At 55.2% G+C, this 26,545-nt stretch carries 23 protein-coding genes and 5 tRNA genes; 4 read left to right on the forward strand and 24 right to left on the reverse strand.

The features are described 5' to 3' along the window. Positions 1–57 precede the first annotated feature (57 nt). From rpoB to sS8_RS16045, 19 genes are all read right to left on the reverse strand, one after another. Complete coding sequence (gene rpoB / locus sS8_RS15955) at positions 58–4,134, reverse strand: DNA-directed RNA polymerase subunit beta (RefSeq protein WP_119630474.1); 4,077 nt, start codon at positions 4,132–4,134, stop codon at positions 58–60. Positions 4,135–4,399: 265 nt separating this feature from the next. After that, positions 4,400–4,777 carry a 50S ribosomal protein L7/L12 gene (gene rplL / locus sS8_RS15960; protein WP_119630475.1) on the reverse strand — a complete coding sequence of 126 codons (378 nt, stop codon included), beginning with the start codon at positions 4,775–4,777 and terminating at the stop codon, positions 4,400–4,402. A 32-nt stretch (positions 4,778–4,809) separates the two neighbouring features. Then, positions 4,810–5,337: a 50S ribosomal protein L10 gene (gene rplJ / locus sS8_RS15965; RefSeq protein WP_119630476.1), complete on the reverse strand. Its 528-nt coding sequence runs from the start codon at positions 5,335–5,337 to the stop codon at positions 4,810–4,812. Between the two features lie 202 nt (positions 5,338–5,539). Then, positions 5,540–6,235 carry a 50S ribosomal protein L1 gene (gene rplA, locus sS8_RS15970; protein WP_119630477.1) on the reverse strand — a complete coding sequence of 232 codons (696 nt, stop codon included), beginning with the start codon at positions 6,233–6,235 and terminating at the stop codon, positions 5,540–5,542. Further along, the gene (gene rplK, locus sS8_RS15975) at positions 6,235–6,666 is read right to left on the reverse strand and encodes a 50S ribosomal protein L11 (protein WP_119630478.1); all 432 of its coding nucleotides are present in this window, start codon (positions 6,664–6,666) and stop codon (positions 6,235–6,237) included. The genes rplA and rplK overlap by 1 nt, the downstream gene beginning before the upstream one ends. Before the next feature lie 88 nt (positions 6,667–6,754). Continuing rightward, positions 6,755–7,288: a transcription termination/antitermination protein NusG gene (gene nusG, locus sS8_RS15980; protein WP_119630479.1), complete on the reverse strand. Its 534-nt coding sequence runs from the start codon at positions 7,286–7,288 to the stop codon at positions 6,755–6,757. Between the two features lies 1 nt (position 7,289). Further along, positions 7,290–7,667, reverse strand: coding sequence for a preprotein translocase subunit SecE (gene secE / locus sS8_RS15985; RefSeq protein WP_119630480.1), 378 nt, complete (start codon positions 7,665–7,667; stop codon positions 7,290–7,292). Positions 7,668–7,711: 44 nt separating this feature from the next. After that, positions 7,712–7,787: transfer RNA gene (locus sS8_RS15990), tRNA-Trp, on the reverse strand. Positions 7,788–7,840: 53 nt separating this feature from the next. Further along, the gene (tuf, locus tag sS8_RS15995; RefSeq protein WP_119630481.1) at positions 7,841–9,031 is read right to left on the reverse strand and encodes an elongation factor Tu; all 1,191 of its coding nucleotides are present in this window, start codon (positions 9,029–9,031) and stop codon (positions 7,841–7,843) included. A gap of 40 nt (positions 9,032–9,071) precedes the next feature. Then, positions 9,072–9,147: transfer RNA gene (locus sS8_RS16000), tRNA-Thr, on the reverse strand. A gap of 22 nt (positions 9,148–9,169) precedes the next feature. Continuing rightward, positions 9,170–9,243: transfer RNA gene (locus sS8_RS16005), tRNA-Gly, on the reverse strand. A gap of 19 nt (positions 9,244–9,262) precedes the next feature. Further along, a tRNA-Tyr gene (locus sS8_RS16010) sits at positions 9,263–9,347 on the reverse strand. 48 nt (positions 9,348–9,395) lie between these two features. Then, positions 9,396–9,992, reverse strand: a complete 597-nt coding sequence (gene pth, locus sS8_RS16015; protein ID WP_119632840.1) for an aminoacyl-tRNA hydrolase — start codon at positions 9,990–9,992, stop codon at positions 9,396–9,398. A 35-nt stretch (positions 9,993–10,027) separates the two neighbouring features. Then, positions 10,028–10,636: a 50S ribosomal protein L25/general stress protein Ctc gene (locus sS8_RS16020; RefSeq protein WP_119630482.1), complete on the reverse strand. Its 609-nt coding sequence runs from the start codon at positions 10,634–10,636 to the stop codon at positions 10,028–10,030. A gap of 46 nt (positions 10,637–10,682) precedes the next feature. Continuing rightward, positions 10,683–11,636 carry a ribose-phosphate diphosphokinase gene (locus sS8_RS16025; protein WP_119630483.1) on the reverse strand — a complete coding sequence of 318 codons (954 nt, stop codon included), beginning with the start codon at positions 11,634–11,636 and terminating at the stop codon, positions 10,683–10,685. Between the two features lie 42 nt (positions 11,637–11,678). After that, a tRNA-Gln gene (locus sS8_RS16030) sits at positions 11,679–11,753 on the reverse strand. A gap of 23 nt (positions 11,754–11,776) precedes the next feature. Beyond that, entirely contained in the window at positions 11,777–12,628 is an 852-nt protein-coding gene (gene ispE, locus sS8_RS16035) for a 4-(cytidine 5'-diphospho)-2-C-methyl-D-erythritol kinase (RefSeq protein ID WP_119630484.1), read from the reverse strand. Between the two features lie 3 nt (positions 12,629–12,631). Further along, on the reverse strand, positions 12,632–13,234 hold the full coding sequence (lolB, locus tag sS8_RS16040) for a lipoprotein insertase outer membrane protein LolB (RefSeq protein WP_119630485.1): 603 nt from the start codon (positions 13,232–13,234) through the stop codon (positions 12,632–12,634). 3 nt (positions 13,235–13,237) lie between these two features. Next, the gene (locus sS8_RS16045) at positions 13,238–14,500 is read right to left on the reverse strand and encodes a tetratricopeptide repeat protein (RefSeq protein ID WP_232020334.1); all 1,263 of its coding nucleotides are present in this window, start codon (positions 14,498–14,500) and stop codon (positions 13,238–13,240) included. A gap of 710 nt (positions 14,501–15,210) precedes the next feature. Between sS8_RS16045 and hemA the strand changes: the two genes are divergently transcribed. From hemA to sS8_RS16065, 4 genes are read left to right on the forward strand one after another with little or no spacing between them, the layout of a single operon-like run. After that, entirely contained in the window at positions 15,211–16,470 is a 1,260-nt protein-coding gene (gene hemA, locus sS8_RS16050) for a glutamyl-tRNA reductase (RefSeq protein ID WP_119630486.1), read from the forward strand. 3 nt (positions 16,471–16,473) lie between these two features. Then, the gene (gene prfA / locus sS8_RS16055; RefSeq protein ID WP_119630487.1) at positions 16,474–17,556 is read left to right on the forward strand and encodes a peptide chain release factor 1; all 1,083 of its coding nucleotides are present in this window, start codon (positions 16,474–16,476) and stop codon (positions 17,554–17,556) included. 4 nt (positions 17,557–17,560) lie between these two features. Then, on the forward strand, positions 17,561–18,433 hold the full coding sequence (gene prmC / locus sS8_RS16060) for a peptide chain release factor N(5)-glutamine methyltransferase (protein ID WP_119630488.1): 873 nt from the start codon (positions 17,561–17,563) through the stop codon (positions 18,431–18,433). Positions 18,434–18,464: 31 nt separating this feature from the next. Then, positions 18,465–18,878: a Mov34/MPN/PAD-1 family protein gene (locus tag sS8_RS16065; RefSeq protein ID WP_119630489.1), complete on the forward strand. Its 414-nt coding sequence runs from the start codon at positions 18,465–18,467 to the stop codon at positions 18,876–18,878. Between the two features lie 19 nt (positions 18,879–18,897). On the opposite strand, the gene sS8_RS16070 is transcribed toward sS8_RS16065, so the two are convergent. From sS8_RS16070 to gatC, 5 genes are all read right to left on the reverse strand, one after another. Next, positions 18,898–19,515 (reverse strand): DUF502 domain-containing protein, encoded by a 618-nt coding sequence (locus tag sS8_RS16070; RefSeq protein ID WP_119630490.1) that lies wholly within the window; start codon positions 19,513–19,515, stop codon positions 18,898–18,900. A gap of 97 nt (positions 19,516–19,612) precedes the next feature. Further along, entirely contained in the window at positions 19,613–22,990 is a 3,378-nt protein-coding gene (gene trhA / locus sS8_RS16075) for a PAQR family membrane homeostasis protein TrhA (protein WP_119630491.1), read from the reverse strand. Positions 22,991–23,194: 204 nt separating this feature from the next. After that, the gene (gene gatB / locus sS8_RS16080; protein WP_119630492.1) at positions 23,195–24,628 is read right to left on the reverse strand and encodes an Asp-tRNA(Asn)/Glu-tRNA(Gln) amidotransferase subunit GatB; all 1,434 of its coding nucleotides are present in this window, start codon (positions 24,626–24,628) and stop codon (positions 23,195–23,197) included. A 9-nt stretch (positions 24,629–24,637) separates the two neighbouring features. Continuing rightward, the gene (gene gatA, locus sS8_RS16085; protein WP_119630493.1) at positions 24,638–26,092 is read right to left on the reverse strand and encodes an Asp-tRNA(Asn)/Glu-tRNA(Gln) amidotransferase subunit GatA; all 1,455 of its coding nucleotides are present in this window, start codon (positions 26,090–26,092) and stop codon (positions 24,638–24,640) included. A 70-nt stretch (positions 26,093–26,162) separates the two neighbouring features. Continuing rightward, complete coding sequence (gene gatC, locus sS8_RS16090; protein ID WP_119630494.1) at positions 26,163–26,450, reverse strand: Asp-tRNA(Asn)/Glu-tRNA(Gln) amidotransferase subunit GatC; 288 nt, start codon at positions 26,448–26,450, stop codon at positions 26,163–26,165. Positions 26,451–26,545: the final 95 nt, after the last annotated feature.

The raw sequence follows: 26,545 nt of genomic DNA on the forward strand, positions 1-26,545 counted from the left end.
TGAATTCGGTTCTGCCGACCCGGACCTAGAGGCGATCCGGATCATGCGTCTAGCGTATTAGTCCTGTTCCAACTCGATGTTGATTCCCAAGGAGCGAATCTCTTTGATGAGTACGTTGAACGACTCCGGCATAGCTGCCTCCATCCGATGGTCGCCATCGACTATGTTCTTGTAGATCTTGGTGCGTCCGGTCACGTCGTCCGATTTGACGGTGAGCATTTCCTGAAGCGTGTAGGCTGCACCGTAAGCTTCCAATGCCCAGACTTCCATTTCTCCGAAGCGCTGGCCACCGAACTGGGCCTTGCCGCCCAAGGGCTGCTGTGTAACCAGACTGTACGGGCCGGTGGAACGGGCATGCATCTTATCGTCGACCAAGTGGTTGAGCTTGAGCATGTACATATATCCGACAGTGACCGACCGATCGAATACTTCGCCGGTTCGACCGTCGGTCAGCAGAGTCTGGCCGCTCTCGGGCAGATCCGCCAGGCGCAGCATGGTCTTGATATCGCCCTCCGTGGCGCCATCGAACACAGGTGTGGCCATGGGCACCCCGCCCCGAAGGTTTGAAGCCAGATCGAGGACTTCTTTGTCGGACAACGAGTCCAGATCCTCATTTTTACCGCTGCAGTTATAGACTTCTTTCAAGAATCCACGGATTTCCTCAATTTTTGCCTTGGCCTCCAGCATCTTGCCGATCTTAAGGCCCAATCCCTTTGCAGCCCAGCCCAGATGGGTCTCCAGCACCTGCCCGACATTCATTCGCGACGGCACGCCGAGCGGATTGAGCACGATATCCACGGGGGTTCCGTCGGCCAGATAGGGCATATCCTCGACCGGAACGATCTGCGAGATGACGCCCTTGTTTCCGTGGCGTCCCGCCATTTTGTCTCCCGGCTGAATGCGGCGCTTGACAGCCAAATAGACCTTGACCATTTTCAAGACTCCCGGCGGCAAGTCGTCGCCCAAGGCGATCTTCTTCTTCTTCTCCTCCAACCGCTTGTTCATCTCTTCACGCTGCTGAGCAATCTGCTCGGCGATGGCCTCGAGCTGAAAATTCAAATCATCGTCCTGGAGACGAATTTCCAGCCACTGGGACGGTTTCAGCCCGTTAAGATAGTCATGCGTGATCACGTCTCCCGAATGCAGCCGATTCGGACCCGACTCGGCGGTCTTACCCAGAAGCATCTGTTCTACACGCTGGTAAAAGTCTTTTTCGATAATTCGAAGCTGGTCGTTCAGATCTTTCTTGACCCGATCGATTTCAGCCTGCTCGATCTGCTTCGCCCGATCATCCTTCTTGACGCCGTCACGGGTAAAGACCTGGACGTCTATCACGGTTCCGTCCATGCCGGAAGGCACCCGCTGAGAGGTGTCTTTCACATCCGATGCCTTTTCGCCGAAAATGGCACGGAGCAGTTTCTCCTCGGGCGTAAGCTGGGTCTCGCCTTTGGGCGTAACCTTGCCCACGAGAATATCTCCCGCCTTAACCTCGGCACCGATATAAACTATTCCGGACTCATCCAGCTTTGCCAGTGCCGCTTCGCCCACATTCGGAATATCGGCCGTGATTTCCTCCGGCCCCAATTTGGTATCCCGGGCAACACAGGTTTTTTCTTCGATATGAATCGTCGTGAAGCGGTCGTCCTGTACCACCCGCTCCGAGATGAGGATAGAGTCCTCGAAGTTGCATCCGTTCCAGGGCATAAACGCGACCAGCAGATTCTGCCCCAACGCCAGTTCGCCCATATCGGTCGACGGTCCATCCGCTAGGATGTCCCCCTTCGCCACGATGTCGCCGAGCTTTACCAACGGCCTCTGATTGATGCAGGTGTTTTGATTCGAACGCGTATACTTGGTCAGGTTATAGATATCAACACCCGGCACGCCCGCTTCGGTTTCGTCATCGTTCACGCGCACGACAATACGTCCGGCATCGACAAATTCCACGGTTCCGCCACGCTTGGCAATAACCGCTACGCCGGAATCCCGGGCTACGATACGCTCCATACCCGTACCGACCAAAGGCTTTTCGGTCCGCAATGTCGGCACCGCCTGGCGCTGCATGTTGGAGCCCATCAATGCACGGTTGGCGTCGTCATGCTCCAGGAACGGAATCAGGGATGCCGCAACCGAAACGATCTGTCGCGACGACACGTCCATGTAATTGATTTGATCGGCGGATGCCAGGGTAAACTCGTCCTTATGCCGGCAGGAAACGAGGTCGTCGACCAACTTTCCGTTTTCATCCACTTTGGCGCTGGCCTGCGCGATGAAATACTTACCCTCTTCTATCGCGGAAAGATACTCGATCTCGTCAGTAACAATCCCGTCGATTACCTTGCGGTAAGGCGTTTCTAGAAATCCGTACTCATTGGTGCGCGCGTAAACCGCCAAGGAATTGATCAGACCGATGTTAGGTCCTTCAGGAGTTTCGATGGGACAAACACGTCCGTAGTGAGTCGTATGAACGTCACGCACTTCGAAACCCGCTCTTTCCCTCGCGAGGCCGCCCGGTCCCAAGGCTGAAACACGGCGCTTGTGGGTCACCTCGGACAAAGGATTGTTCTGATCCATGAACTGAGACAGCTGGCTGGAGCCGAAAAATTCCTTGATCGACGCCGCGACCGGCTTGGCGTTGATGATCTCCTGCGGCATCAGATTCTCGGCATCGGCAAGGGACAACCGCTCTTTGACGGCACGTTCAACACGCACCAAACCGAGGCGGAATTGATTTTCCACCATTTCGCCTACCGACCGTACACGGCGATTGCCGAGATGGTCAATATCGTCGACCGTACCGATACCGTTACGAATATTGATCAGCTCCTTGAGAACGTCGATGATATCGTCCTTGGTAAGCACCCCCGGCCCGGTAATCTCCGATCGCCCAAGGCGGCGATTGAATTTCATGCGGCCGACCGCCGACAGATCGTACCGATCCGGCGAAAAGAAAAGATTATCGAATAGCGTCTGCGCCGCTTCCCGAGCGGGCGGCTCACCAGGCCGCATCATACGATAAATTTCTACCAACGCATCGAGCTGCGTCTCCGTGGTGTCGATCCGCATGGCGTTGGCCATGTAGGGTCCGCGGTCGAGATCGTTGATGTACAGCGTGTCGATGGCATCTATGCCCGCCTCGATGATGCGACTCAAAAGATCCTCCGTGATCTCGTCATTCACTTTCGCCAGCAACTCCCCCGTTTGCGGGACAATCACATTATGGGCGAGAATTTTGCCATAGAGGTAATCTCTCGGCACCTCTAGCTGCTTCAGCCCTGTTTTATCCATCTGACGGATGTGCCGAGCGGTAATTCGGTGTCCCTTTTCGACGATCATCTGTCCATCGGCTTTGATATCGAAACTGGCGATATCGCCGCGCAAGCGCTCCGGAATCAGGTCAAGGAGAATCCCGTTATTGATGAAAGAAAAGCGATTAGTTTCGAAAAACAGCTTAATGATCTGTTCGTTATCATACCCCAGCGCACGCAGTAGCACCGTTGCCGGCAGTTTTCGCCGCCGGTCTATCCGAACATAAACGCAGTCTTTATGATCGAACTCGAAGTCCAGCCAGGACCCCCGGTAAGGAATGATCCGCGCGTTGAACAAGAGCTTTCCGGACGAGTGAGTTTTACCGCGATCATGATCGAAGAAAACACCGGGCGAACGATGCAATTGTGAAACAATGACGCGCTCGGTTCCGTTGACGACGAATGTACCCGTATCGGTCATGAGCGGAATTTCGCCCATGTAGATTTCCTGTTCCTTGATATCCTTGACGATTCTGGCGCTGGCAGGCGCTTCACGGTCATAGATCACCAAACGCACCAGGACACGCAAGGGTGCCGCATAATTCGCGCCGCGCTGCTGACACTCTTTGACATCGAACGTGGGCTCACCCAAGACATAACTTACATACTCGAGGACGGCATGGCCAGTATGGCTCTCAATCGGAAAGACCGATTTTAACGCGGCATGCAGTCCCTCCTCGATGCGCTTGCTGCAAGGAACGTCAGCCTGCAAAAATCTCTTGTAGGATTCGACTTGGGTTGCTAAAAGATAAGGGACTTCAAGTACGTCACGACGCTTGCCAAAGCTGTTACGAATGCGTTTTTTTTCGGTGAAAGAGTAGGCCATAGTGGTTCCTTACCTTAAATGTTCAAACGAAATTACCACGATGTCTAAAAGAGACTAAAAGACTCGGATGACCACTTGCGGATTAAAATTAGACATAGGACAGTAGAAGTAATTCGGCCGGGGACTGGATTGCACCGTACGCCTCAACTGCTCTCCGCTTGGACGAGCCAGACACAAATACAAGAGATCGTTGCAAACGCCGAAAGGCCGGCAGCCACAAGCTGCCAGCCTTACAAAGGTCGACTTAGTTCAGACGGAGCAGCAATTATTTAATTTCAACCGCTGCGCCGGCTTCAACCAACTGCTTCTTGATGTCTTCGGCCTCTTGCTTACTGACCCCTTCCTTAACCGTCGAAGGAACACCTTCCACAAGATCCTTAGCTTCTTTCAGACCCAAACCGGTGATAGTGCGAATCACCTTGATCACATTCACCTTGTTTTCACCGAAGCTGGTCATCACAACATCGAATTCGGTCTTTTCCTCAACCGCCGGCGCCGCCGCCGCGGCTGACGGTGCAGCAACCGCAACCGCCGCAGCTGCCGAAACTCCGAATTTCTCTTCCATGGCGGAAATCAAATCCACCACTTCCATCACCGTCATACTGGCAATGGTTTCCAAAATTTCTTCTTTAGATACTGCCATCGAAATACTCCCAAATAACCTTGTAACCTTGCTTATGCCGCCTGCTTCTTATCACGCACCGCAGCCACAGTCCGAACCAGCTTTGCATGAGGCTCAGCCATGGTTCTGACGAACTTCTCGATCGGAGCTTTCATGACGCCCATCAACATGGCCAAAGCTTGCTCCTTGTTGGGAAGCTTTGATAAGCGATCAATTTCCGATGCGCCGTACAACTTCCCGCTTACGGCCACCAGTTTTACGACAAGCTTATTGTGCTGTTTCGAAAAGCCCTGAACGACACGCGCAGCCGAACCCGGATCTTCGATAGAAAACGCCAGAATCAGCGGCCCGACCAAACCTTCTTGCATACACGCAAAATCGGTGCCCTCTACGGCCCTACGAGCCAGGGTATTCTTTATTACCCTCAAATATACACCCGATTCGCGCGCGACCTTGCGGAGGTCCGTGAGTTCAGAAACGCTTAATCCGCGATACTCCGCAGCCACAGCGGAGTGCGCTTGAGCGGCAACAGCTGCGACTTCTGCGACGACGGCTTTTTTGTCATCCAGTCTTAGCGCCACCTTCTACCTCCAGTAACAGTCTGAACAGTTGGGAACCATTCAGAGCCCAAAAACATCCCGATTCGAGATGCCCCAAAAACGGCTCCTTTCACCGATCACGGATCAGTACACCGTCTGCGCAGGCCTTATCGATTAAGCGCACCAGCGCGCCTGCGGTCTTTGACGGTTACCGGCGGTGCCGGCAACCCAAAGTCTGTCTTACTTATGCCGCGAGGGTAGCATGATCAACTTGTAAACCAGGTCCCATCGTCGAAGACACAGTAATTTTTTTCAAATAAACCCCCTTCGATGTGGAAGGCTTCACTTTCTTCAGATCGGATATCAGCGCTTCAAGGTTTTCCTTCAGCGCCTCCGGCGCAAAATTCACTTTACCTATAGTGCAGTGGATAATGCCTTTTTTGTCGGTCCGGTAGCGAACCTGTCCCGCCTTGGCATTCTTGACTGCCCCTGCGACATCGGGTGTTACCGTGCCGACTTTCGGATTTGGCATGAGGCCTCTGGGACCAAGGATTTGTCCTAACTGCCCAACTACGCGCATGGCATCCGGAGAAGCGATGACAACGTCAAAATTTAGCTCGCCCGCCTTTACTTGAGCAGCGAGATCGTCCATACCGATAATGTCAGCCCCCGCTTCCCTCGCCGCATCGGCATTTGCACCTTGGGCAAATACGGCAACACGAACCGTTTTTCCGGTTCCGTGCGGCAGCACGGTCGCTCCACGAACAGCCTGATCGGATTTTCTAGGATCAACGCCCAGATTTACGCTCACATCAACAGACTCGATAAATTTGACCGTCGAAAGCTCTTTTAGAACAGCAAAAACCTCTTCGGCAGCATAAATCTTCCCCGACTGGAGCTTTTCTTTTATTGCTTTGGCGCGCTTGCTCAACTTGGCCATTACACGCCCTCCACGTTAAGTCCCATGCTGCGCGCACTGCCCGTGATGGTACGGATAGCCGCATCCATATCAGCCGCAGTCAGATCGGGCAATTTTATCGCGGCAATCTCCGCTAATTGATCTCGCGAAACGGTCCCCACTTTGTTTGTATTGGGGTTACTGCTACCCTTAGCCAGCCCAATTGCCTTTTTCAACAAAACCGAAGCCGGCGGTGTTTTTGTGATAAACGTAAAACTGCGATCACTATATACCGTGATAACCACGGGTAAGGGCAAACCTTTCTCTACGCCCTGCGTTTGTGCATTGAATGCTTTGCAGAACTCCATGATATTGACGCCGCGCTGACCGAGCGCAGGCCCCACGGGTGGACTGGGATTCGCCTCTCCGGCCTTGACCTGAAGCTTGATGTATGCCGTAATTTTCTTTGCCATTGCTTACTCCAGATGGGTAATAACGCTCTATAGCTCCCCTGCCCGCAATACCTTACATAGGTTAGACGCGGGAATTTTGATGCTTAAACTAAGCTTTTTCGACCTGACCGAAATCGAGTTCAACGGGCGTAGAACGACCGAAAATCAATACCGATACGCGAAGCTTGTTTTTTTCGTAGTTAACTTCTTCCACCACGCCGTTAAAGTCCTTGAAAGGACCTTCGATTACCCGGACAACCTCACCCACCTCAAAAAGAACCTTAGGTTTCGGCTTGACCGCCCCCTCCTCGACCCGACTGAGGATTGCCTCGGCCTCCTGCTCCGATATCGGCGCCGGCCGATCCGATGTTCCTCCAATAAAGCCGAGAACGCGCGGAACCTCTTTGACCAGATGCCAAGTTTCGTCATTCAACTCCATCTGAACCAGAACGTATCCCGGAAAAAACTTACGCTCGCTTTTCCTTTGCTGCCCCATGCGCATTTCGACGACCTCTTCCGTGGGAACAAGGATTTTCCCAAAGAAGCGCTCCAATCCCGATCGCTTAATTCTCTCTTCCAGAGAACGCTTTACCTGATTCTCAAAATTGGAGTACGCATGCACTACGTACCAACGCAATGCCATGCTACGCCCCCTGCCCGGTCAGATGACTTATCGCCCAAAAGAGGAACATATCGAACAGCCACAACATCAAACCGACAAGGAACACTAAGGCCACGACGATTAACGTCGCCTGCACGGTCTCTTGACGTGTCGGCCAAACTACCTTTCGAACCTCGACTCTCGCCTCCTTCAGAAAGCCCCAAAAACCTCTCCCAAGCGAAGTCGTCAGGACCATTGCCATGGAAGCCACCGTAAGACCGACAACACCAAGCACTCGATAGAGCAATGGCTGCTGCGAAAAGTAGTAAAACCCGACCACACCAGCAATCAACAAAACGATTGCGAGCACGAGCTTCGCCGTATCGACAACCGAAGAACCTGACTCTGCTCGAGCAGCCATGAACACCTTAACTTGAATCGAAAGCAGTTATATCGCGACAGAGATGGCAGGCCAGGAGGGACTCGAACCCCCAACCTGCGGTTTTGGAGACCGCTGCTCTACCAATTGAGCTACTGACCTATACTCTGCTAACTTGACAAGCCCCCGCACAAGGATTGCGGGAGCTAAAGCTTTTACTCCAACACCTTGGACACAACACCGGCGCCGACAGTACGACCACCTTCGCGCACCGCAAAACGCAACCCTTCCTCCATCGCAATCGGCGCAATCAATTTGACCGTGACCTTGACGTTGTCACCGGGCATGACCATTTCAACGCCTTCCGGCAACTCCACCGCACCAGTCACGTCGGTCGTGCGAAAATAGAACTGCGGACGGTAGCCATTGAAGAAGGGGGTATGACGCCCACCCTCGTCTTTGGACAACACATAGATCTCCGCCTCGAAATGCGTGTGCGGGGTAATCGTGTTCGGTGCCGCCAGAACCTGCCCGCGCTCCACCTCTTCCCGCTTGGTGCCGCGCAACAACACGCCAACGTTGTCACCCGCCACACCTTCGTCCAGCAACTTGCGGAACATCTCGACGCCGGTACACGTCGTCTTCCCGGTCTCGCGCAGACCCACGATCGAAATTTCATCACCGACCTTGACCTTGCCGCGCTCAATACGCCCCGTCACCACCGTGCCGCGACCGGAAATCGAGAATACGTCTTCGATCGGCATCAGGAACGGCTTCTCAATGTCACGCTGAGGCTCGGGAATATAGCTGTCGAGCGCCTCAACCAACTTGAAAATGGCCGGCACACCGATCTCGCTCTGATCCCCTTCCAGCGCCTTCAAGGCCGAACCGCGCACGATCGGCGTATCATCACCCGGAAAGTCGTAATTCGACAAAAGCTCGCGCACTTCCATTTCGACCAGTTCCAGCAACTCCGGATCATCCACCATATCGGCCTTGTTCAGGAAGACCACAATATAGGGAACCCCCACTTGCCGCGCCAGCAGAATGTGTTCGCGCGTCTGGGGCATCGGGCCGTCCGCCGCCGAACACACCAGAATGGCTCCATCCATCTGCGCCGCACCGGTAATCATGTTTTTGACGTAGTCGGCGTGACCGGGGCAGTCGACGTGCGCATAGTGGCGCGTCGGGGATTCGTACTCCACGTGGGCCGTCGCAATCGTGATGCCACGCGCACGCTCTTCTGGTGCCGCATCGATTTGATCGTATGCCTTGAATTCGCCACCAAAGCGTTCCGCACCGACCTTGGTCAGGGCCGCCGTCAGGGTTGTCTTACCATGGTCAACATGACCAATCGTCCCAACGTTCACATGCGGCTTTGTGCGCGTAAACTTTTCTTTGGACATCCGCCAATACCCCTCAATCTGATTACCGATACACCCAAACTGGAGCCCATAACCGGACTTGAACCGGTGACCTCTTCCTTACCAAGGAAGTGCTCTACCGACTGAGCTATATGGGCAAAAACCTGGCACCCATTTTGCTGGAGCGGGTGATGGGAATCGAACCCACGCCATCAGCTTGGAAGGCTGAGGTTCTACCATTGAACTACACCCGCGCGCAAAACCGAAATTAAATGGTGGAGGGGGAAGGATTCGAACCTTCGAAGGCAGAGCCGTCAGATTTACAGTCTGATCCCTTTGACCGCTCGGGAACCCCTCCAAGGGTTAAGATGTGAATTATTAGGTATTCGATTGCCAGTGTCAACAATCAGCGCACATCATTGTGCAAATCAGCGTGAAGACGGGTCTTCACAGCCTCCAAATCCCCCCGGAGCATGGCTGGAAACAACTCTATCACCTCGGAAATCGCACGAGCGACCATGCCGCGCTCCTCATAACCCGGATTACCAAGCACGTATGGAACAACGGCGTCGCGATCACCGGGATGACCAATACCGATGCGTATCCGGCAAAAACCGGCCGCTCCCAATTTGTCTATCAGGTCTCTCAAGCCGTTATGCCCCCCGTGCCCACCACCGCATTTCAACCGCGCCACACCCGGCGGAAAGTCCAGCTCATCATGCGCCACCAGGATCTCCTGGACCGGGATCTTATAATACCGAGCGAGAGCTGCGACCGATTCTCCACTTCGATTCATGAACGTCATGGGCTTAAGGAGAAGAACACTTTCCTTTTCCCGCCCCAGAGTCCCGACCAACCCCTGGAAGCGCCGATCCTCCCTAAACACAACCCGACATGAGGATGCAAGCTCATCCACCAACCAAAACCCGGCGTTATGCCGGGTTTTTTCATATTTGGCCGTGGGATTTCCCAAGCCTACCACCAACCTAAAGCGAATAGACATGGGGTCCCTCCCGGCCGCCTCGGTCACGGACCGACCTACTCGGCGGAACCTTCCGACGACTCCGCAACCTTCCCGGGCTGAATCGCTGCAACCGGCAAATCGTGTTCCGGGCCGTGAGCAAGAGCCAGAATCTCGACACCGTCCGGCACGGTCAAGTCCGAGAGGTGAACGGATTGGCCGATATCGACATTCGCAAGATCCACCTCCAGATACTCCGGCAATTTATCCGGCGTACAGGCGACCTCCACATCAACCAGGTTATGAGTTACCACCCCACCCTTTTTGACCCCAACAGAAATGTCCTGGTTGGCGAAATGCAACGGCACATGAACCCGGATTGTTTCTCCGCGACTCACACGCTGGAAATCCATATGCATGATGATCGGCTTACTCGGATGTCTCTGCAAACCTTTCAGAATAGCCCTTTCTTCCCGACCATCGATCTTAACAGTCAAAACATGGGAATAAACGGCGTCATTTTCCAGATTTTTCAGAACCTTGTTATGCTGCAACACCAAGCCGATCGGCTGAGCACCACCGCCGTAAAGAACAGCCGGAACATTGCCGGCGCGACGCAACCGCCGCGCATCCCGCTTTCCGGTGCCCACTCTTAAATCCGCTTCAAATACAAAACTGCCTACCATCTTTCTCTCCAAAATACTCTTAGCAGCGAATCAAAAAACAAGTAAATCAATCCACATAAAGCGAACTAACCGATTCGCCGACCGCTATACGGCGTATCGTCTCCGCCAGCATCTCGGCAACGCTCAGCTGCCGGACTTTCTTGCATTGCTGAGCATCCCGACGCAACGGGATGGTATCCGTCACAACCAATTCATCCAGCACCGAATCCTCGATGTTCTCTATCGCCCGTCCGGATAACACCGGGTGCGTGCAGTATGCGACCACCCGCCGCGCGCCGTGATCCTTTAACGCCCCGGCCGCCCGACATAACGTCCCGGCCGTATCAACTAAGTCATCAACCATAATGCACGTGCGCCCCTCGACATCGCCGATGATGTTCATCACCTTGGCCTCGTTCGGCCTTGGGCGACGTTTGTCTATGATGGCCAAATCAGCGTCATCGAGCCGTTTAGCCAACGCTCGCGCTCTCACTACGCCACCGACATCAGGGGAAACGACGATCAGGCCTTGGTATTTCTGCCGCCATACATCGCCCAGCAAAATCGGCGACGCGTAAACGTTGTCGACAGGAACATCGAAAAATCCTTGAATTTGATCGGCATGCAAATCCACGGTCAACACCCGGTCGGCCCCCGCCGCGCAAATCATTTTCGCGACCAGCTTTGCCGTAATAGGAACCCGCGCCGACCTGATCCGACGGTCTTGCCGCGCGTAACCGTAGTAAGGGATCACAGCCGTTATCACGGATGCCGATGACCGGCGAAACGCATCGATCATCACCAGCAATTCCATGATATTTTCGTTGATTGGCGCACAGGTGGGCTGAATCAGAAAAACTTCGCGCCCACGAACGTTTTCCTCGATCTCGACCGCTATCTCACCATCAATGAATCTTCCAATGGTCGCCATCCCCAGCCGCATATTCAGCTTGCGCACGATGCCTTCGGCCAAGGCAGGATTGGCATTCCCGGAAAACACCATGAATGAGGCGTCTGTCATTCAAGACACTCCAAAATCGAGATATCGAGTCGGAATTATTTATGGCTGGGGCGCCAGGATTCGAACCTGGGAATGCCGGGATCAAAACCCGGTGCCTTACCGCTTGGCTACGCCCCAATGAATGTTGTTGATCGCCCTACTCAGGCAAGCTTCAGCGCCCGATGGAGAGCGGACCGATTCCGGCCTCGCGCAAAAAATACCAACCACTCCCTTTCCAAGGCTGCGACCGCTGCGCGCGCATCCGCTTCCTCAGCGAATGCAGCAAAAACACAGGCTCCGGTCCCGGTAAGCTTGGCGTGCGCGAAACGCCCCAAACCGCACAAAGCAGCCCGGACCTCCGGGTACAACTCGGAAACCACAGGCAAACAATGATTCTCCTGCTGCCCCGCAAGAAAGTCGGATATTGTGATCGGTTTATTGTTACGTGTCAAATTGGGAGCCGAAAAAATCTGCGCGGTCGACACATGGCAACCAGGCACCAGGACAACGAACCAAGGCTCGGGCAGATCCAACGGGGTCAATACTTCCCCTACACCCTCAGCCCAAGTGGAGCGACCATTTATGAAAACCGGAACGTCAGCCCCCAACTGTAGACCCAATACCATCAGGTCCTGCAAAGACAAACCTGTCCGCCACAGGACATTCAACCCCAGCAAGGCTGTCGCGGCATCCGAGCTTCCACCCCCCAAACCACCTCCCATAGGAAGATTCTTTTCGATTTCAATCTCGACTCCGTACCCAATGCCGGTAAATTTGCGTAAGAGTTTCGCAGCTCTTACGGTCAAATCCTGATCTTCCGGTACCGTGGGAAGAGGATTCACCAGACGAATCACTCCATCGGAGCGGCGACGCAGCGTAATCCAGTCGCAGTGATCGATGAATTGAAATACCGTTTGAAGCAAATGGTAACCGTCTTTGCGGCGGCCCACTATCCTCAGCATCAGATTAAGCTTGGCCGGGGCAGGCAGATGAAGCACATCCGAATCCATCATTCACTAACCCTCTACACGCCAGCTATCCGCTATCAATTTAAGCTTTACTTCTGGCCCCTGAATAGCAAATTTCTGCGGCATGACCCGATCACCCACGTTCATAAATTGCTGGAACTGAAGCGTCCAACCCGATTGCCGGAACCCCAACGGAGACCCGGACTCACCAACAATGGACGCATGCGGCCGATTCGGATCGGGCAATCCCACCACCCAATGTCGCAAGCTGGATAGAGGCACGGCAAAACCCAACCGGTCTTTAAGCATACCATCGGGATCGCGCGACGACTCCGTTACGCCACCGCCTTCGTTAACGTAGATCAGGTCCTTCTGCACAACAATGGAAACCATGCCCTGGCTAAAGGGCCCGGAGACCCGCAGACGATCCTGATTTGGATCGTGCTCCCAAAACAGATTGGCTTGCCAGGCATCATCCGCTGTTTGCACGCCAATCCGCCCCTCCAGTCGCCACGACTTCAACCGATAATTTTCTTCGACCTTGGAACCGATTCCAGGAGCCTGCAAATCTCTTTGTAAAGCAGCACAACCGGCGAGACATAGGGCCAACACTACCACCGGAACTCGAAACAGACGGGGGCTTTTCAACACGCTCTACTCGAAAGCTTCCCGATATTTAATCTTGATTTTCTTCATATCATCGTGTCCGGGATCCTTCTTGAGCGCTTCCTTCCATACTTTTTTCGCCTCTTGATGTCGCCCGGACTCCCACAGCACCTCGCCCAAATGGGCCGCTATCTCGGGATCACTGACCGATTCATAAGCTCGCTGCAAATAATCCAACGCCGTACCATGGTTTCCCAACCGGTATTGCAACCAACCGTAGCTGTCTAGAATGGCAGGATCATCGGGCTTAAGCTCAATCGCCCGATCGAGATACTGCTTAGCTTCGTCCAGCCGGGCGCCACGATCAGCCAAAGTGTACCCCAAGGCATTGAGTGCATTGGCATCCTCAGGATTTTTCTCCAATACGGCACGTAAATCCGTCTCTAAAACATCGACGCGATCCAATTGCTCGGCAATTAAAGCACGTGAGTAAAGCAGTTCCATCTGGTCCGGCATTTCTTCGAGTGCAGCGGTCAACAAATCAAAGGCCGCTTCGTAATCCTTGGACTTCGATAAAAGCTCCGCCTCCAACAGGTAAAGCCGCAAGGCCTCATCTGGAAATTGCTTCCGAACCTCAACCAAGCGCTGACGCGCCTCGGTGATTCGGCCAAGATTAATCAAAGCCGTAATCGAATTAACCTTTGCGTCGAATTCCAACGGCCCCGACCGAACTCTATCGAACCACGTCAGAGCATTTTGCAAGCGATTCTGCCGCGCCTCGATCAACCCCAAGTAGAAATAGGCTTGCCCTCGCCACTTGCTTACAGTCGTTAATTCGAGAAACTGTTTCTTTGCGTTCTCGTCTCGTCCCGCTTCCATCAACAAGTTCGCCAGACCGAAACGGGCATCGTGATTGTCCGGATCCTTTTCCAGAATACGAGCCAATTCCCTCTCCGCGCCGCGAAGATCTCCTGCTTTCGCCAAAAACTGGGAGTAGATCAAGCGCAAGCGGACATTATTGGGATCGCTCCTCAGCGCCTTCTGGACGGTGGCTCTCGCGGCTTCGGAGTCTCCCATCTGAGACATGACCTGAGCCTGTAGCAAGCGAGCCCGATTCCAATCGGGATGGAGCGCCAGTGCTTTCTCGGCCTCCTGTAGAGCCAATTGATACTCGCCCCTGGTGCTGGCCAAAAGCGCAAAAGCAAAATGGAGTTCGGCCATACCCGGAAATTCCGTAACCAGGCGCTGCATCACCTTCGCTCCCTCTTCCTTAGGAACCTCCGCATCCAGCCACTTGACCAGTTCGATCAAGGCACTTTCCAGGTCCACGTCGGGCAGAGCCAGAAGAGCCCGCAGTTGGTCCAGGGCTTTATCGGTATGCCCGGCCTTGAGAAGCAGAAAAGCCGCTATTCGGCGCGCCGAAAGATTTTCCGGATCACGCTCGCTCCACAATGTAGCCGCTGTTAGAGCTTTTTCTGTATCCTTTAGATAGAGCCCGATCTGAGTCGCCCGCTCCGCAACCTGAGCATCCTCGGTCAGCTTGGCGGCCTCCAAATAGTTGTTCAGCGCAATCTCGTACTGTCCGCGTTGACCGGCCAATTCTGCCGACAACAGCAAGTAGACGATTTCCGAATGCTGATTGAGCCCTTGGACATCTGCTTGACGGATCCCTTCCAGGGATTCGTCAGGATGAGATCGCGATGGATTAAATCCCGCGCATCCCGACAGCCAAATCGCCCCGACACACGTCAAACAGACCAATCGTTTCAACACTGACGAAATTCCTAAGCCGAAGTTAATGAAAGAACCTTGGATAGAATTGACAACGCTTTTCTCCCTTCGTCCGGAGCGGAATCGCGGAAATGTCCCTGGCTTTCGATAAAGCGGGGTAAACTGAATTGATGAGGGCGAGATTGTACGCTGTCAGCAACGTGCAACAATAGACCCGAGTCTCCGGTATTTGGCCCCATTTGAGGTTTTTACTTAGAATTATATTTGGAAAGTCTCAGAAATTTGAGTTCATGGCCATTTTAACCTTAGGGTTGAACCACAACACCGCACCAATATTGATCAGAGAGCGTCTGGTCTTTCCGGCCGAGCGCCTCAAATCCGCTTTGCTGGACCTGATTCAATTGCCCCATATCGGCGAAGCCGCCATTCTTTCGACGTGCAACCGCACGGAATTGTATTGCGGCATCGAAACCGACGATCAAGACGTCCTGATCAATTGGATTGCCCAAGAGCAGCGTCTTCACCGGGAAGATTTTCAGCCATATCTTTATTTTCACACAGACGCCGAAACGATTCGCCACATGTTTCGTGTCGCCTGCGGGCTGGACTCCATGATACTTGGGGAACCGCAAATCCTGGGACAAATGAAATCGGCCTACCAGGTCGCCGCCGAAGCCGGGACTCTCGGAAAAACCCTGAGCAAGCTGTTCCAGCATACCTTTACCGCCGCCAAAAAAGTTCGAACCGACACCGCAATCGGTTCCAGTCCCGTTTCAGTTGCATTTGCAGCCGTACGTCTGGCACAGCGTATCTTCGATGACCTCTCCGAGCAAACCGCTATATTGATCGGTGCTGGAGAAACCATCGAACTGACCGCCCGCCATCTGACCGAAAGCAAGATCGGTCATCTGATTATCGCCAACCGAACTTACGACAAAGCCCACGCCTTAGCCACTCAGTTTAACGGGTTTGCCATCTCCTTGGCCGAACTGCCGAAACATTTGGCCTGGGCCGACATCGTCGTCTCGTCCACCGCCAGCCAATTGCCCATTTTGGGTAAAGGCGGTGTCGAAAGTGCTCTCAAAGCACGCAAGCATAAGCCGGTGTTCATGGTTGATTTGGCAGTGCCTCGCGACATCGAACCGGAAGTCGCCCAGCTTAGAGATGTGTATCTCTACACAGTGGACGACCTTCGGAACACCATTGAAGAAAACCTGAAATCGCGCCGGGAAGCAGCCAAGAAGGCCGAAGAAATTATCGACACCGAAGTCGAACATTTTTTGGGCTGGCTGCGCGCTCAAGGCGCAACGTCCACGATCCGCGACTTCCGCGATCATGCCGACCAACTCCGTGCCGAAGCATTGGCCCGCGCCCGCCAGGCCTTGCGCTGCGGCAAATCGCCAGAAGAGGCGCTCGATTTTTTGGCGAATCTGCTTACCAACAAATTGATCCACATTCCCAGTGTCCAAATCAAACAAGCAGGCATCCATGAGCGGCACGACCTGATTGCCGCCGCCCGAGAACTTTTTCAACTTAAAGATAGCTCTTGATACGTGAAACCATCCATTCGCCAGAAGCTCGACCATCTCGCCCAGCGATTCGAAGAAATCACCGCCCTACTCGCCGAACCGTCGATTCAGAACGACCAGGACCGCTTCAGAGCCCTGGGTCGCGAGTATGCTCAACTCAACCCTCTGGTCGGCTGTTTCAGCAAGTATCTCGGTGCGCTCGATGATCGTTCCTACGCCAACAGCCTGCTCGACGACAAAGATCCGCAGGTACGTAGCCTCGCAAAGGAAGAACTGGCCGATGCCGAAGAAAGAATAGAGGCTTTGGAACAGGAGCTGCAAATCCTTTTGTTGCCGAGAGATCCCAACGACGAACGCAACATCTTTCTGGAAATCCGCGCCGGCACCGGTGGAGCCGAAGCGGCGCTGTTCTCCGGCGACTTATATCGTATGTATAGCCGCTACGCCGAGCTGAAAGGGTGGAAAGCGGAGCCTGTCAGCGAAAGCGAGGGCGAACATGGCGGGTATAAAGAAATCATCGTGCGCATCAGCGGCCAGGATGTTTATTCGCGCCTCAAATTCGAGGCCGGCACACATCGCGTGCAACGCGTGCCGGAAACGGAGGCACAGGGACGCATCCACACTTCGGCCTGCACGGTCGCCGTGCTGGCCGAAGCCGACGAAATCGACATCGATATCAACCCGGCCGATCTACGGGTCGATACCTATCGCGCCTCGGGCGCCGGCGGCCAGCACGTCAACCGGACCGATTCAGCGGTCCGCATCACCCATATTCCCACCGGCATTGTCGTGGAATGCCAGGACGAGCGGTCTCAACACAAGAACCGCGCTCGCGCCATGTCCCTGCTGAAATCTCGCATTTTATCCGCCGAACAGGAAAAGCAGACCGCCGAGATTGCGGCTTCGCGAAAACTGCAAGTCGGCAGCGGCGACCGTTCGGAACGCATTCGCACGTACAATTTTCCGCAGGGACGGCTCACCGACCACCGCATCAACCTGACCCTCTATCGGCTCGAAGCCATCATGGAGGGCGATCTCGATCCGGTCATCGATCCTTTGATCAACGAACATCAGGCCGAATTGCTGGCGCAGCTGGCCCAGGACTAATGTGATGAGCACCCGCCCTGCTTCCTCGCGGTACCAATGCACAACCATCGCGACCGCGCTCCAGGAAGCTAGAAACCTCCTCGAAGGCCTGAGCGAAACCCCGAAACTCGACGCCGAAGTCTTGCTGGCCCGTGTCCTGAACCGTGATCGGTCGCACCTTCGCGCATGGCCTGAACGAACGCTTTCGCCGGACGAATTCGACCGTTTTCACGAACTCATGCTGCAACGACAGTCCGGGACTCCGGTCGCTTACCTTTTCGGGGAGAAGGAATTCTGGTCGCGGACGTTTAAGGTTCGACCGGACGTACTCATCCCGCGTCCGGAAACCGAGTTGCTGGTCGATTTGGCGCTGACAGCCATGACGGCATCCCAGACAGCCGATATTCTGGACTTGGGTACCGGCAGCGGCGCCATTGCCATTACCATCGCCGCGGAGTGCCCGTTCGCTCGCATCACCGCAACGGACCTCAGCCCCGAAGCTTTGAAAGTCGCACAGGAAAACGCAGATCGACTGGGAGTTCGCAATGTTCGCTTTCAGCCGGGCAATTGGTTCGATGCGGTGGCTAGCGACGGACGGTTCGATTTAATAGTGAGCAATCCCCCTTATGTCGCCGATGACGATCCGCATCTAAGCCGGGGCGATGTACGTTTCGAACCGAGCTTGGCGCTAAAGGGCGGTTTGCATGGATTGGACGCCCTTCGGATCATCGCCAGGGATGCACGCGACCATCTGAATCCGCACGGCCAATTGATTCTGGAACACGGTTTTGATCAGGCTAACGCCGTAGCCGATCTCCTGGAAGTTTTCGGCTACACCGAAATCCGCCATCATCAGGATCTTCAAGGCCACTTCCGCGTCACTACGGCACGGCGGTAAGCGAGCACCCGGTCCTTTACAGAATAGAACCATGCACGATAAAGAAATCCATATCCCGAGGACCTTGGTTAACCAACTGCTGCGCTATGCCCAGACTTTTCCGGATGTCGAAATCTGCGGCCTGGTCGGAGCGAAAGGTGGCATTCCAAGCCACTGCTACCCGGTCACGAATGCGGCCCCTACGCCCGACTGCCGGTTCCAGATGGAACCCCGGGAGCAAATCGAGGCCATGCGTCAGATGCGAGAGCGCGGGGAAGAGCTGTTCGCGATCTTTCATTCGCATCCGGCCGCTCCCGCCGAACTTTCGGCGATTGATCTCGAGCAAGCCGCTTACCCGGACGCTCTATATTTGATTATCTCCCTCAACACTAAAGGCGTTCTTGAAATGCGAGGGTTCCGGATCAATCGAGCGCGCCAGACCGAAGAAATCACATTACTCCTCTAACGCCGACAACGAAGGGCATCTAGCGGGGCAGTCCCAGAGCTTCTTGGGATTTTGGAAAATCGGATCCCACGCTCACGACGAAACTCGTCACCTCGGAAATGTCGAGGTCGGACTTGACCACCTTCGATTCGTGCACGATGACCGTGAATCCATTCGTTGGGTTCGGTGAAGTAGGCACGTACAGGACGTAACGATCGCCCTCCCGATTCGTGACGTAGGCCGGCAGCCACATCCCATCCTTGGGGTATTCCACGTATACGATTTCCCGTTTCTGTGCGTCCGGCTTGCTGCGAAACATATCGACGATCTTTTTCGTTACCCGATAAACCGTGCTTAAGAACGGCACTCTCGCTATTGCGAGGTCAACCAGGGAAAGAACCAGGGAATGGCGCCGTTTATTGACGGTATGGCCGATATACGTGAGTAGGCCGAAAACGCCTGCGAAAGCAAGAAACGTTAGACCGTAATTGCCGACCGCCTCTTGCACGCCGAATACCGTGCTCAGAATCAGATGGGCGAGGAATATGACGATCTGCGCCACAACAATGATCGGCAGCACCGCCAGAGTGCCGATCAAGAAATTGTTCAAGGCGACCCTCGTGAGGTGCTTGGCTTCTGCAAAATTACTCGGCGCCATGAGTGCTCTCCCTAGATGTCCGATTTGCCGACTGTTAGACCACCCCTCTCGCGAGATTGATCACCCGCGTCGCGCACGGCCGAAGGCGACAAGCTTTTCACCGACGCAGTCCGCCTTCGTGGCTGCCGAACCAGCCGCGCCGAATCATCCATTTGGCTGCTTCCAAAATCGGGACTATGGTGGCCGACGCTCCCAGCACTACCGCCCATTCGATTCCGGACAGCCCGCGTGTACCGAATGCGCCCTGAAAGAACGGCACATAAACTATGCCAAGGAGCAACATCGCCTCCCAAACGATAGCCAAATTCAGCCATTTGTTCGCGAACGGCCGACGAAACACGGAAAAATGGTCCGACCGAAAATTATAGGCCTTGAAGAACTCGATCGAGACCAGCGTCGCGAACGTCACCGTCATCGCCTTGGAAAGCTCTTCGCCGTTGCGCAACGCCCATACGAAGACGCCAAGATTGACCAGAGTCGACCACATGCCCCCGATCAACATCAGCGAAACCACCCGCAAGCTGAAAATCCCCTGCCTCGGATCGCGGGGCTTTTGCCTCATCAAAGCCTCGTCCATCGGATCGACTGCCAAGGCCAAAGCCGGAAGCCCGTCGGTTGCCAGATTCACGTAAAGAATTTGCACGGCGCTTAAAGGCAGCGGCAACCCTGCCAGGGTAGCGCCAGCCATGAGCCCGATTTCCCCGATATTCGAAGACAATAAATACATCAAGTATTTCTTGATGTTACTGAAAATCCCCCGTCCTTCCTCCACGGCGGCGACGATGGAAGCGAAATTGTCGTCGGTGAGCATCATCGCCGCAGCCTCCTTGGACACGTCGGTGCCGGTGATACCCATGGCGACGCCGATATCGGCCTGTTTGAGAGCCGGCGCGTCGTTTACGCCGTCGCCGGTCATGGCGACAATGTGGCCTTGGTCCTGCAGAACTTGAACGATGCGAATCTTGTGCTCGGGAGCCACACGAGCGAACACTTCGATTTGCCTGACCGTCCGCGCGAGTTCTTCATCGCTCATCGCATCCAGCTCGACTCCGGTAGCCACTCGCCCGCTTTTCAAAATGCCCAGCTCACGGGCGACCGAACGGGCAGTGGCCGGATGATCCCCGGTGATCATAACGACCTTGATGCCCGCCTTTTCGCAAGTGGCGATCGCGGATTTCGACTCGGGACGCGGCGGATCGATCATTCCGACCAGCCCCAGGAAACACATGTCATGCTCGGCGGTTTCGAGCGAAGCCTGATCCTTTCGCGCCACCGCCAGCACACGGAGTGCCTCGCCCGCCATCCGTTCGGCCTCGGCCAAGATGGCTTTGCGCGTCGCATCATCCAGCGGTACTTCACCCTCTGCGCTCGTCCAGCGGTCGCAGGCGTTTAGGATGACTTCCAGAGCGCCTTTGGCATAGGCGATCCGTCCGCCGTCGCCATTCTCATGGAGCGTGGTCATCCGCTTGGATTCCGAGGTAAAAGGTATTTCGCCCACCCGCGGAAACCGGCGATCCAGCTCGGATGGCTTCAACCCGGCTTTTGCGGCAGCGACGACCAACGCACCTTCCGTTGGGTCGCCTTGAATCCCCCAACGCCCGTCTACGGTTCGAACCACGCCCGCATCACTCGCCAGTGCAGCTGCTTGAAGCAGCGCCTTTACCGGAGGGGGCGGAGCGACTTCGCGCGCTTTCTCAAGAAACCGTCCGACCGGTTCATAACCTGCCCCGGTAACGCTCAACAAGTCTCCCGCAGCCCAAATCTTGCGTACCGTCATTTCGTCCTTGGTCAAGGTTCCGGTCTTGTCCGAACAAATGACGGACGTACTGCCCAAGGTCTCCACCGCGGGCAAACGACGTATGAGCGCATGACGCCTGACCATCCGACGGGCACCGATGGCCAGAGAAATCGTCACCACGGCGGGCAGAGCTTCAGGCACGACAGCGACCGCCAGCGCAATGCCGAAAATCAGCATCTGTTCGAAAGGCTCGCCCCGCAAAATACCCAGAGAAACGATGACGGCGACGATGAAAACGGCGGCGACAGCCAGGACATTCCCAACCTTGTCGAGACTCTTCTGCAGCGGCGTCTCGCGCTGTTCCGCCCCGCGCAGGAGACCCACGATACGCCCGAACTCGGTTTTCATTCCGGTGGCGACAACCACCCCCTGGCCGCGCCCATAGGTCACCGCCGTGCCGGCAAATCCCATGTTCAGTCGATCGCCGATGGCCAACTCGGGATCATCGAGCGGCACCGTGCGTTTTTCCACAGGCGTCGACTCGCCCGTCAAAGGCGCCTCATCGACCTGGAGATTCACGGACTCGATCAGGCGCAAATCGGCCGGAATGCGATTGCCGGTCTGGAGTCGGACGATATCGCCCGGAACCAGATAGCGTGCCGGTATTTCGACGAATTTGCCGCCGCGCAGCACGCTCGCCGTTGGCGCCGCCATCTGCTGCAAGGCCTCCATCGCACGCTCGGCGCGGTATTCCTGAAAAAACCCCAGCAACACGGCGAACAAAATGATCACTGCAATGACGATGGATTCGACGGTATGCCCCAAATAGGCCGAAAAACCGATAGCGACCAGCAGGATAATGACCAGAACGCTCTTGAACTGCGACAGAAAAAGCCAGAACGCCGAAACGCTCCTGCCCTGCTCGATTTCGTTGAATCCGTGCTCGGCGAGGCGATGGCCCGCCTCCTCTTCGGTCAATCCTTCCGAACCCGACCGAACCGCCTCATAAGTTTGTTCGATCGTCTTGGAATGCCATGCCGACAGCGGTTCCGGTTCCTTCGCCGACACTGCGCCTGCATCGGCACGATCCAAACAATTCCTCACAAAGCGCCAATGGAATCCGATTCCGGCCAGCACAGCGATGTGGAACAACTCATGCGGCCCCAACACCCCGCCGACAAGCACCGGCCACCGAAAAAAGTCCAGAACGGCACCCGAGGTATAGGCCAGTGCGCTGAAAAGCATCGGTCTGAAGAACGAAAAACCGAATCGGCGCCAGACGGCGATGCCCGACACCAGCCCCAGCCAGCCCAGCCCCAAATACAATGTCAGACCGAGCGATTCCGGGATGTCTTCAAAGAAAATGACCTTGAGCGTGAGACCGGTAATCGCCAAGCCCCAAACCAGGAGCAAAACGCCCCAACGCCAAAAACCGGTGAAAAGAATGGAATGTACCGGGGTAAAGCTTCCCGCGATCAACAAAAAGATTGCGGCATGGTCCAATCGCTGCAATACCGCGCGTCCTGCCCCGCCAACGGACAACAGATGGAACACTCCGCTCATGGACAGGAGAAAGATGCAGGTAAAGACGAATACCGAAACACCCAGTACGTGGCTGAGCTTGCCCTTGGCCCGGCGAATCAGAAAGAATCCCAGAACGGTGAATACACCCGCGGCCAACAAGTGCATGAGAGAACTTACGGGATCGGCAAAACCTGGAATCGAATAAGTCTCCATAGCGGGTCGGCCGTTAATAAAGCTAGGAAAAAACGCCGGCGTCCGTGCGACGGGTTTGTGGAGCGGATAAAACGCTGCGCCGGACCGGCGAACGCATCAGCAGTCCCATCGTCACCGAGAAATCCGGCCTCGGACGACGCTCAGATTCGAAATATGATCGATGGGACCGTAGCGGCTTGCGGATTGCCGCTGCCCGAACCAAGATTACTGTAATTTTTTCTTGAGCAGTTCGTTCAACTGCTGCGGATTGGCCTTGCCTTGGGTCGCCTTCATGGCTTGCCCGACAAAAAATCCGAACAGCTTATCCTTTCCCGCCCGGTACTGCGCCAGCTGCTCCGGATTCGCGGCGATGATTTCGTCGATAATTTTCTCGATGGCTCCGGTATCGGTGATTTGTTTCAGACCTTGCTTCTCGATAATGGCATCGGCGGTGTCGCCCGACTCCCACAGCGCTTCGAAGACTTGCTTGGCCAGTTTTCCGGAGATCGTATTATCGGCGATGCGTCGAATGAGCCCCGCGAGGCGAGACGCTTCGACCGGACTCTTCTCGATTTCCAGGCCAGCCTTGTTAAGTGCACCGGACAAATCGCCCATGACCCAGTTCGCGCACAATTTGGGATCGCTCCCCGCCGACTCCGCAACCACGGCTTCGTAATAATCGGCAAGCTCTCGGGTTGCGGTCAGCACGATCGCGTCGTAATCGTTCAACCCGTACTGGGACTTGAAACGGTCGCGCTTTTCATCCGGCAACTCCGGCAAATCCTTGCGTACGTCCTCGATGAAATCGCTCGAGATCTCCAGAGGCAGCAGGTCGGGATCGGGGAAATAGCGGTAATCGTTCGCCTCTTCCTTGGTGCGCATAGAGCGGGTTTCATCCTTGTTGGCATCGTACAGGCGAGTTTCCTGCACCACTTGCCCACCGCCCTCGAGAAGTTCGATCTGCCGTTCGATTTCGTAATTGATCGCGCGCTCCACGAAGCGGAACGAGTTCAGGTTCTTGATTTCGGCGCGCGTACCGAACTTTTCCTGGCCCCTGGGACGCACCGAAACATTCGCGTCACAACGAAACGATCCTTCCTGCATGTTGCCGTCACAAATTTCCAGATATCGGACCAGGGCATGGAGCTTTTTCATGTAAGCCACCGCCTCCTTGGCCGAGCGAAGATCCGGCTCGGACACGATTTCCAAAAGCGGCGTACCGGCGCGATTCAAATCGATTCCCGTGAAGCCGTGAAAATCCTCGTGCAAGGACTTGCCGGCATCCTCTTCGAGGTGAGCGCGAGTGATTCCGACGGTTTTCTCGACGCCGTCAAACGAAATGTTCAAGTGTCCCGTGCTCACTACCGGAAGATCGTACTGGCTGATTTGATAGCCTTTGGGCAAATCCGGATAGAAGTAATTTTTGCGTGCGAAGACCGAAAACGATGCCACGCGCGCTCCGATGGCGAGGCCGAATTTGACCGCCATTCGCACCGCTTCTCGGTTCAACACCGGCAACACTCCCGGAAGCCCCAAATCCACCGCGCAGGCCTGGGTATTCGGCTCGGCGCCGTAAGCCGTCGCCGCACCCGAAAAAATCTTGGATTTAGTAGCGAGTTGGGCGTGAATTTCCAACCCGATGACCGTTTCCCATTCCATACAAACCTCTTATACGAAATCTTTCGGAGCCCGCCGGTGCCAATCGGTCGCGCGTTGATACCGGTGCGCGACGTTGAGCAAACGCGCCTCGGAAAAATAGTTCCCGATAATCTGCATGCCGACCGGCAAATTTTTGGAAAAACCGATGGGGATCGACATACCGGGGAGACCGGCCAGATTTACCGCAATCGTATAAATGTCCGATAGGTACATGGCGATGGGGTCGGCGGTTTTTTCTCCCAAGCGGAACGCAACCGACGGAGAAGTCGGCCCCATGATGACGTCGACTTCCTCGAACGCCCGCTTGAAATCGTCGCTGATCAAGCGCCGTATCTTTTGTGCCTTGAGGTAATAGGCATCGTAGTAACCGGCGGATAGCGCATAAGTGCCGACGAGAATGCGCCGTTTGACCTCCTCCCCGAAACCTTCGCCGCGAGAGCGCATGTAGAGATCATGCAAGTCCTTCGGATCCTTGCAACGATATCCGAAGCGGACCCCGTCGTACCGGGCCAGATTGGATGAACACTCGGCCGGCGCCACGATGTAATAAGCAGGCACCGACAGCTTCATATTGGGCAACGAAACCGGTTTAACGGTCGCACCCAGCTTTCGATATTCGCCGATAGCTTCGTCGATCAGGCGCGCGATATCCGAGTCCAAACCCTCGTCGAAAAACTCTTTGGGCAAGCCTATCCTGAGACCTTCCAAATTTTCGTCGAGCGAGGCGGAATAGTTCGGTACCGGCCGATCCACGCTGGTGGAATCCTTTTCGTCGAATCCGGCCATGACCTGCAACATCAGCGCGCAATCTTCCGCCGTTCGCGCCATGGGACCGCCCTGATCGAGGCTGGATGCGAAAGCGATCATCCCCCAGCGGGAAACCAGACCATAGGTTGGCTTCAAACCGGTGATGCCGCAAAAGGACGCCGGCTGGCGGATCGATCCGCCGGTATCGGTTCCGGTGGCACCCGGCGTCAGCCGCGCCGCGACCGAGGCCGCCGAGCCACCCGACGAACCGCCGGGAACGGTGTCGGTATCCCAGGGATTCCTGACCGGTCCGAAATAGCTCGTCTCGTTGGATGACCCCATGGCAAACTCATCCATATTGAGCTTGCCCAGCATGACGCTTCCCGCCTGCTTGAATCGCTCGACCACCGTGGCATCGTACGGGGCGATAAAATTGTCCAGCATCTTCGAGCCGCAGCTCGTCTTCACGCCCTTGGTACAGAAAATGTCTTTCTGAGCGATAGGAACGCCGGTCAAGGCGCCGGCCGAACCGCGCGCAATCGCCTCGTCGGCCGCTTTGGCCTGCTGCAGCGCCGGCTCTTCGGTAACGGTGACAAAGGAATTGAGTTGTGGATCGTAATGCCGGATACGTGAGAGAAAAGACTGCGTCAACTCGATGCTGCTGAATTCTTTCTTCTTGAGTCCGTCAGCTAATTCGGCAATGGTTTTGTCATGCATGAGATAGATCCGAAATCCAGAATATGCTCGAAACGGCCGACAGCCCACCGGCCTCGGCCGCTTCCATCGATCACTCGATAACCTTGGGCACCAGATATAGCCCTGCTTCCACCAGGGGCGCACGGGCCTGGAACAACTCCCGCTGGTCGCTCTCGCTGACCGCGTCCGGCCTCAAGCGCTGGGCCTGATCCAGAGGGTGGGCCATCGGCGTGACCGCCGAGGTGTCAACGGCATTCATCTGTTCGACAAAATCCAGAATGCCTGTAAGATCTCGAGCGTAAGCGGCCGCTTTTTCCGAATCGATGGAAAGCCGTGCAAGCCAGGCGATCTTGTAGACTTGATCAATGTTTAGGGACATGATTGCATCCGATGTTTCTTTCGGTCATATAATACCCCATATATCGCCTTTGTCGCCCCGGCACTCCCGTTGTAAACTTACGGCATTTACAAGGA

The organism is Methylocaldum marinum, assembly GCF_003584645.1.
GTDB lineage: Bacteria > Pseudomonadota > Gammaproteobacteria > Methylococcales > Methylococcaceae > Methylocaldum > Methylocaldum marinum.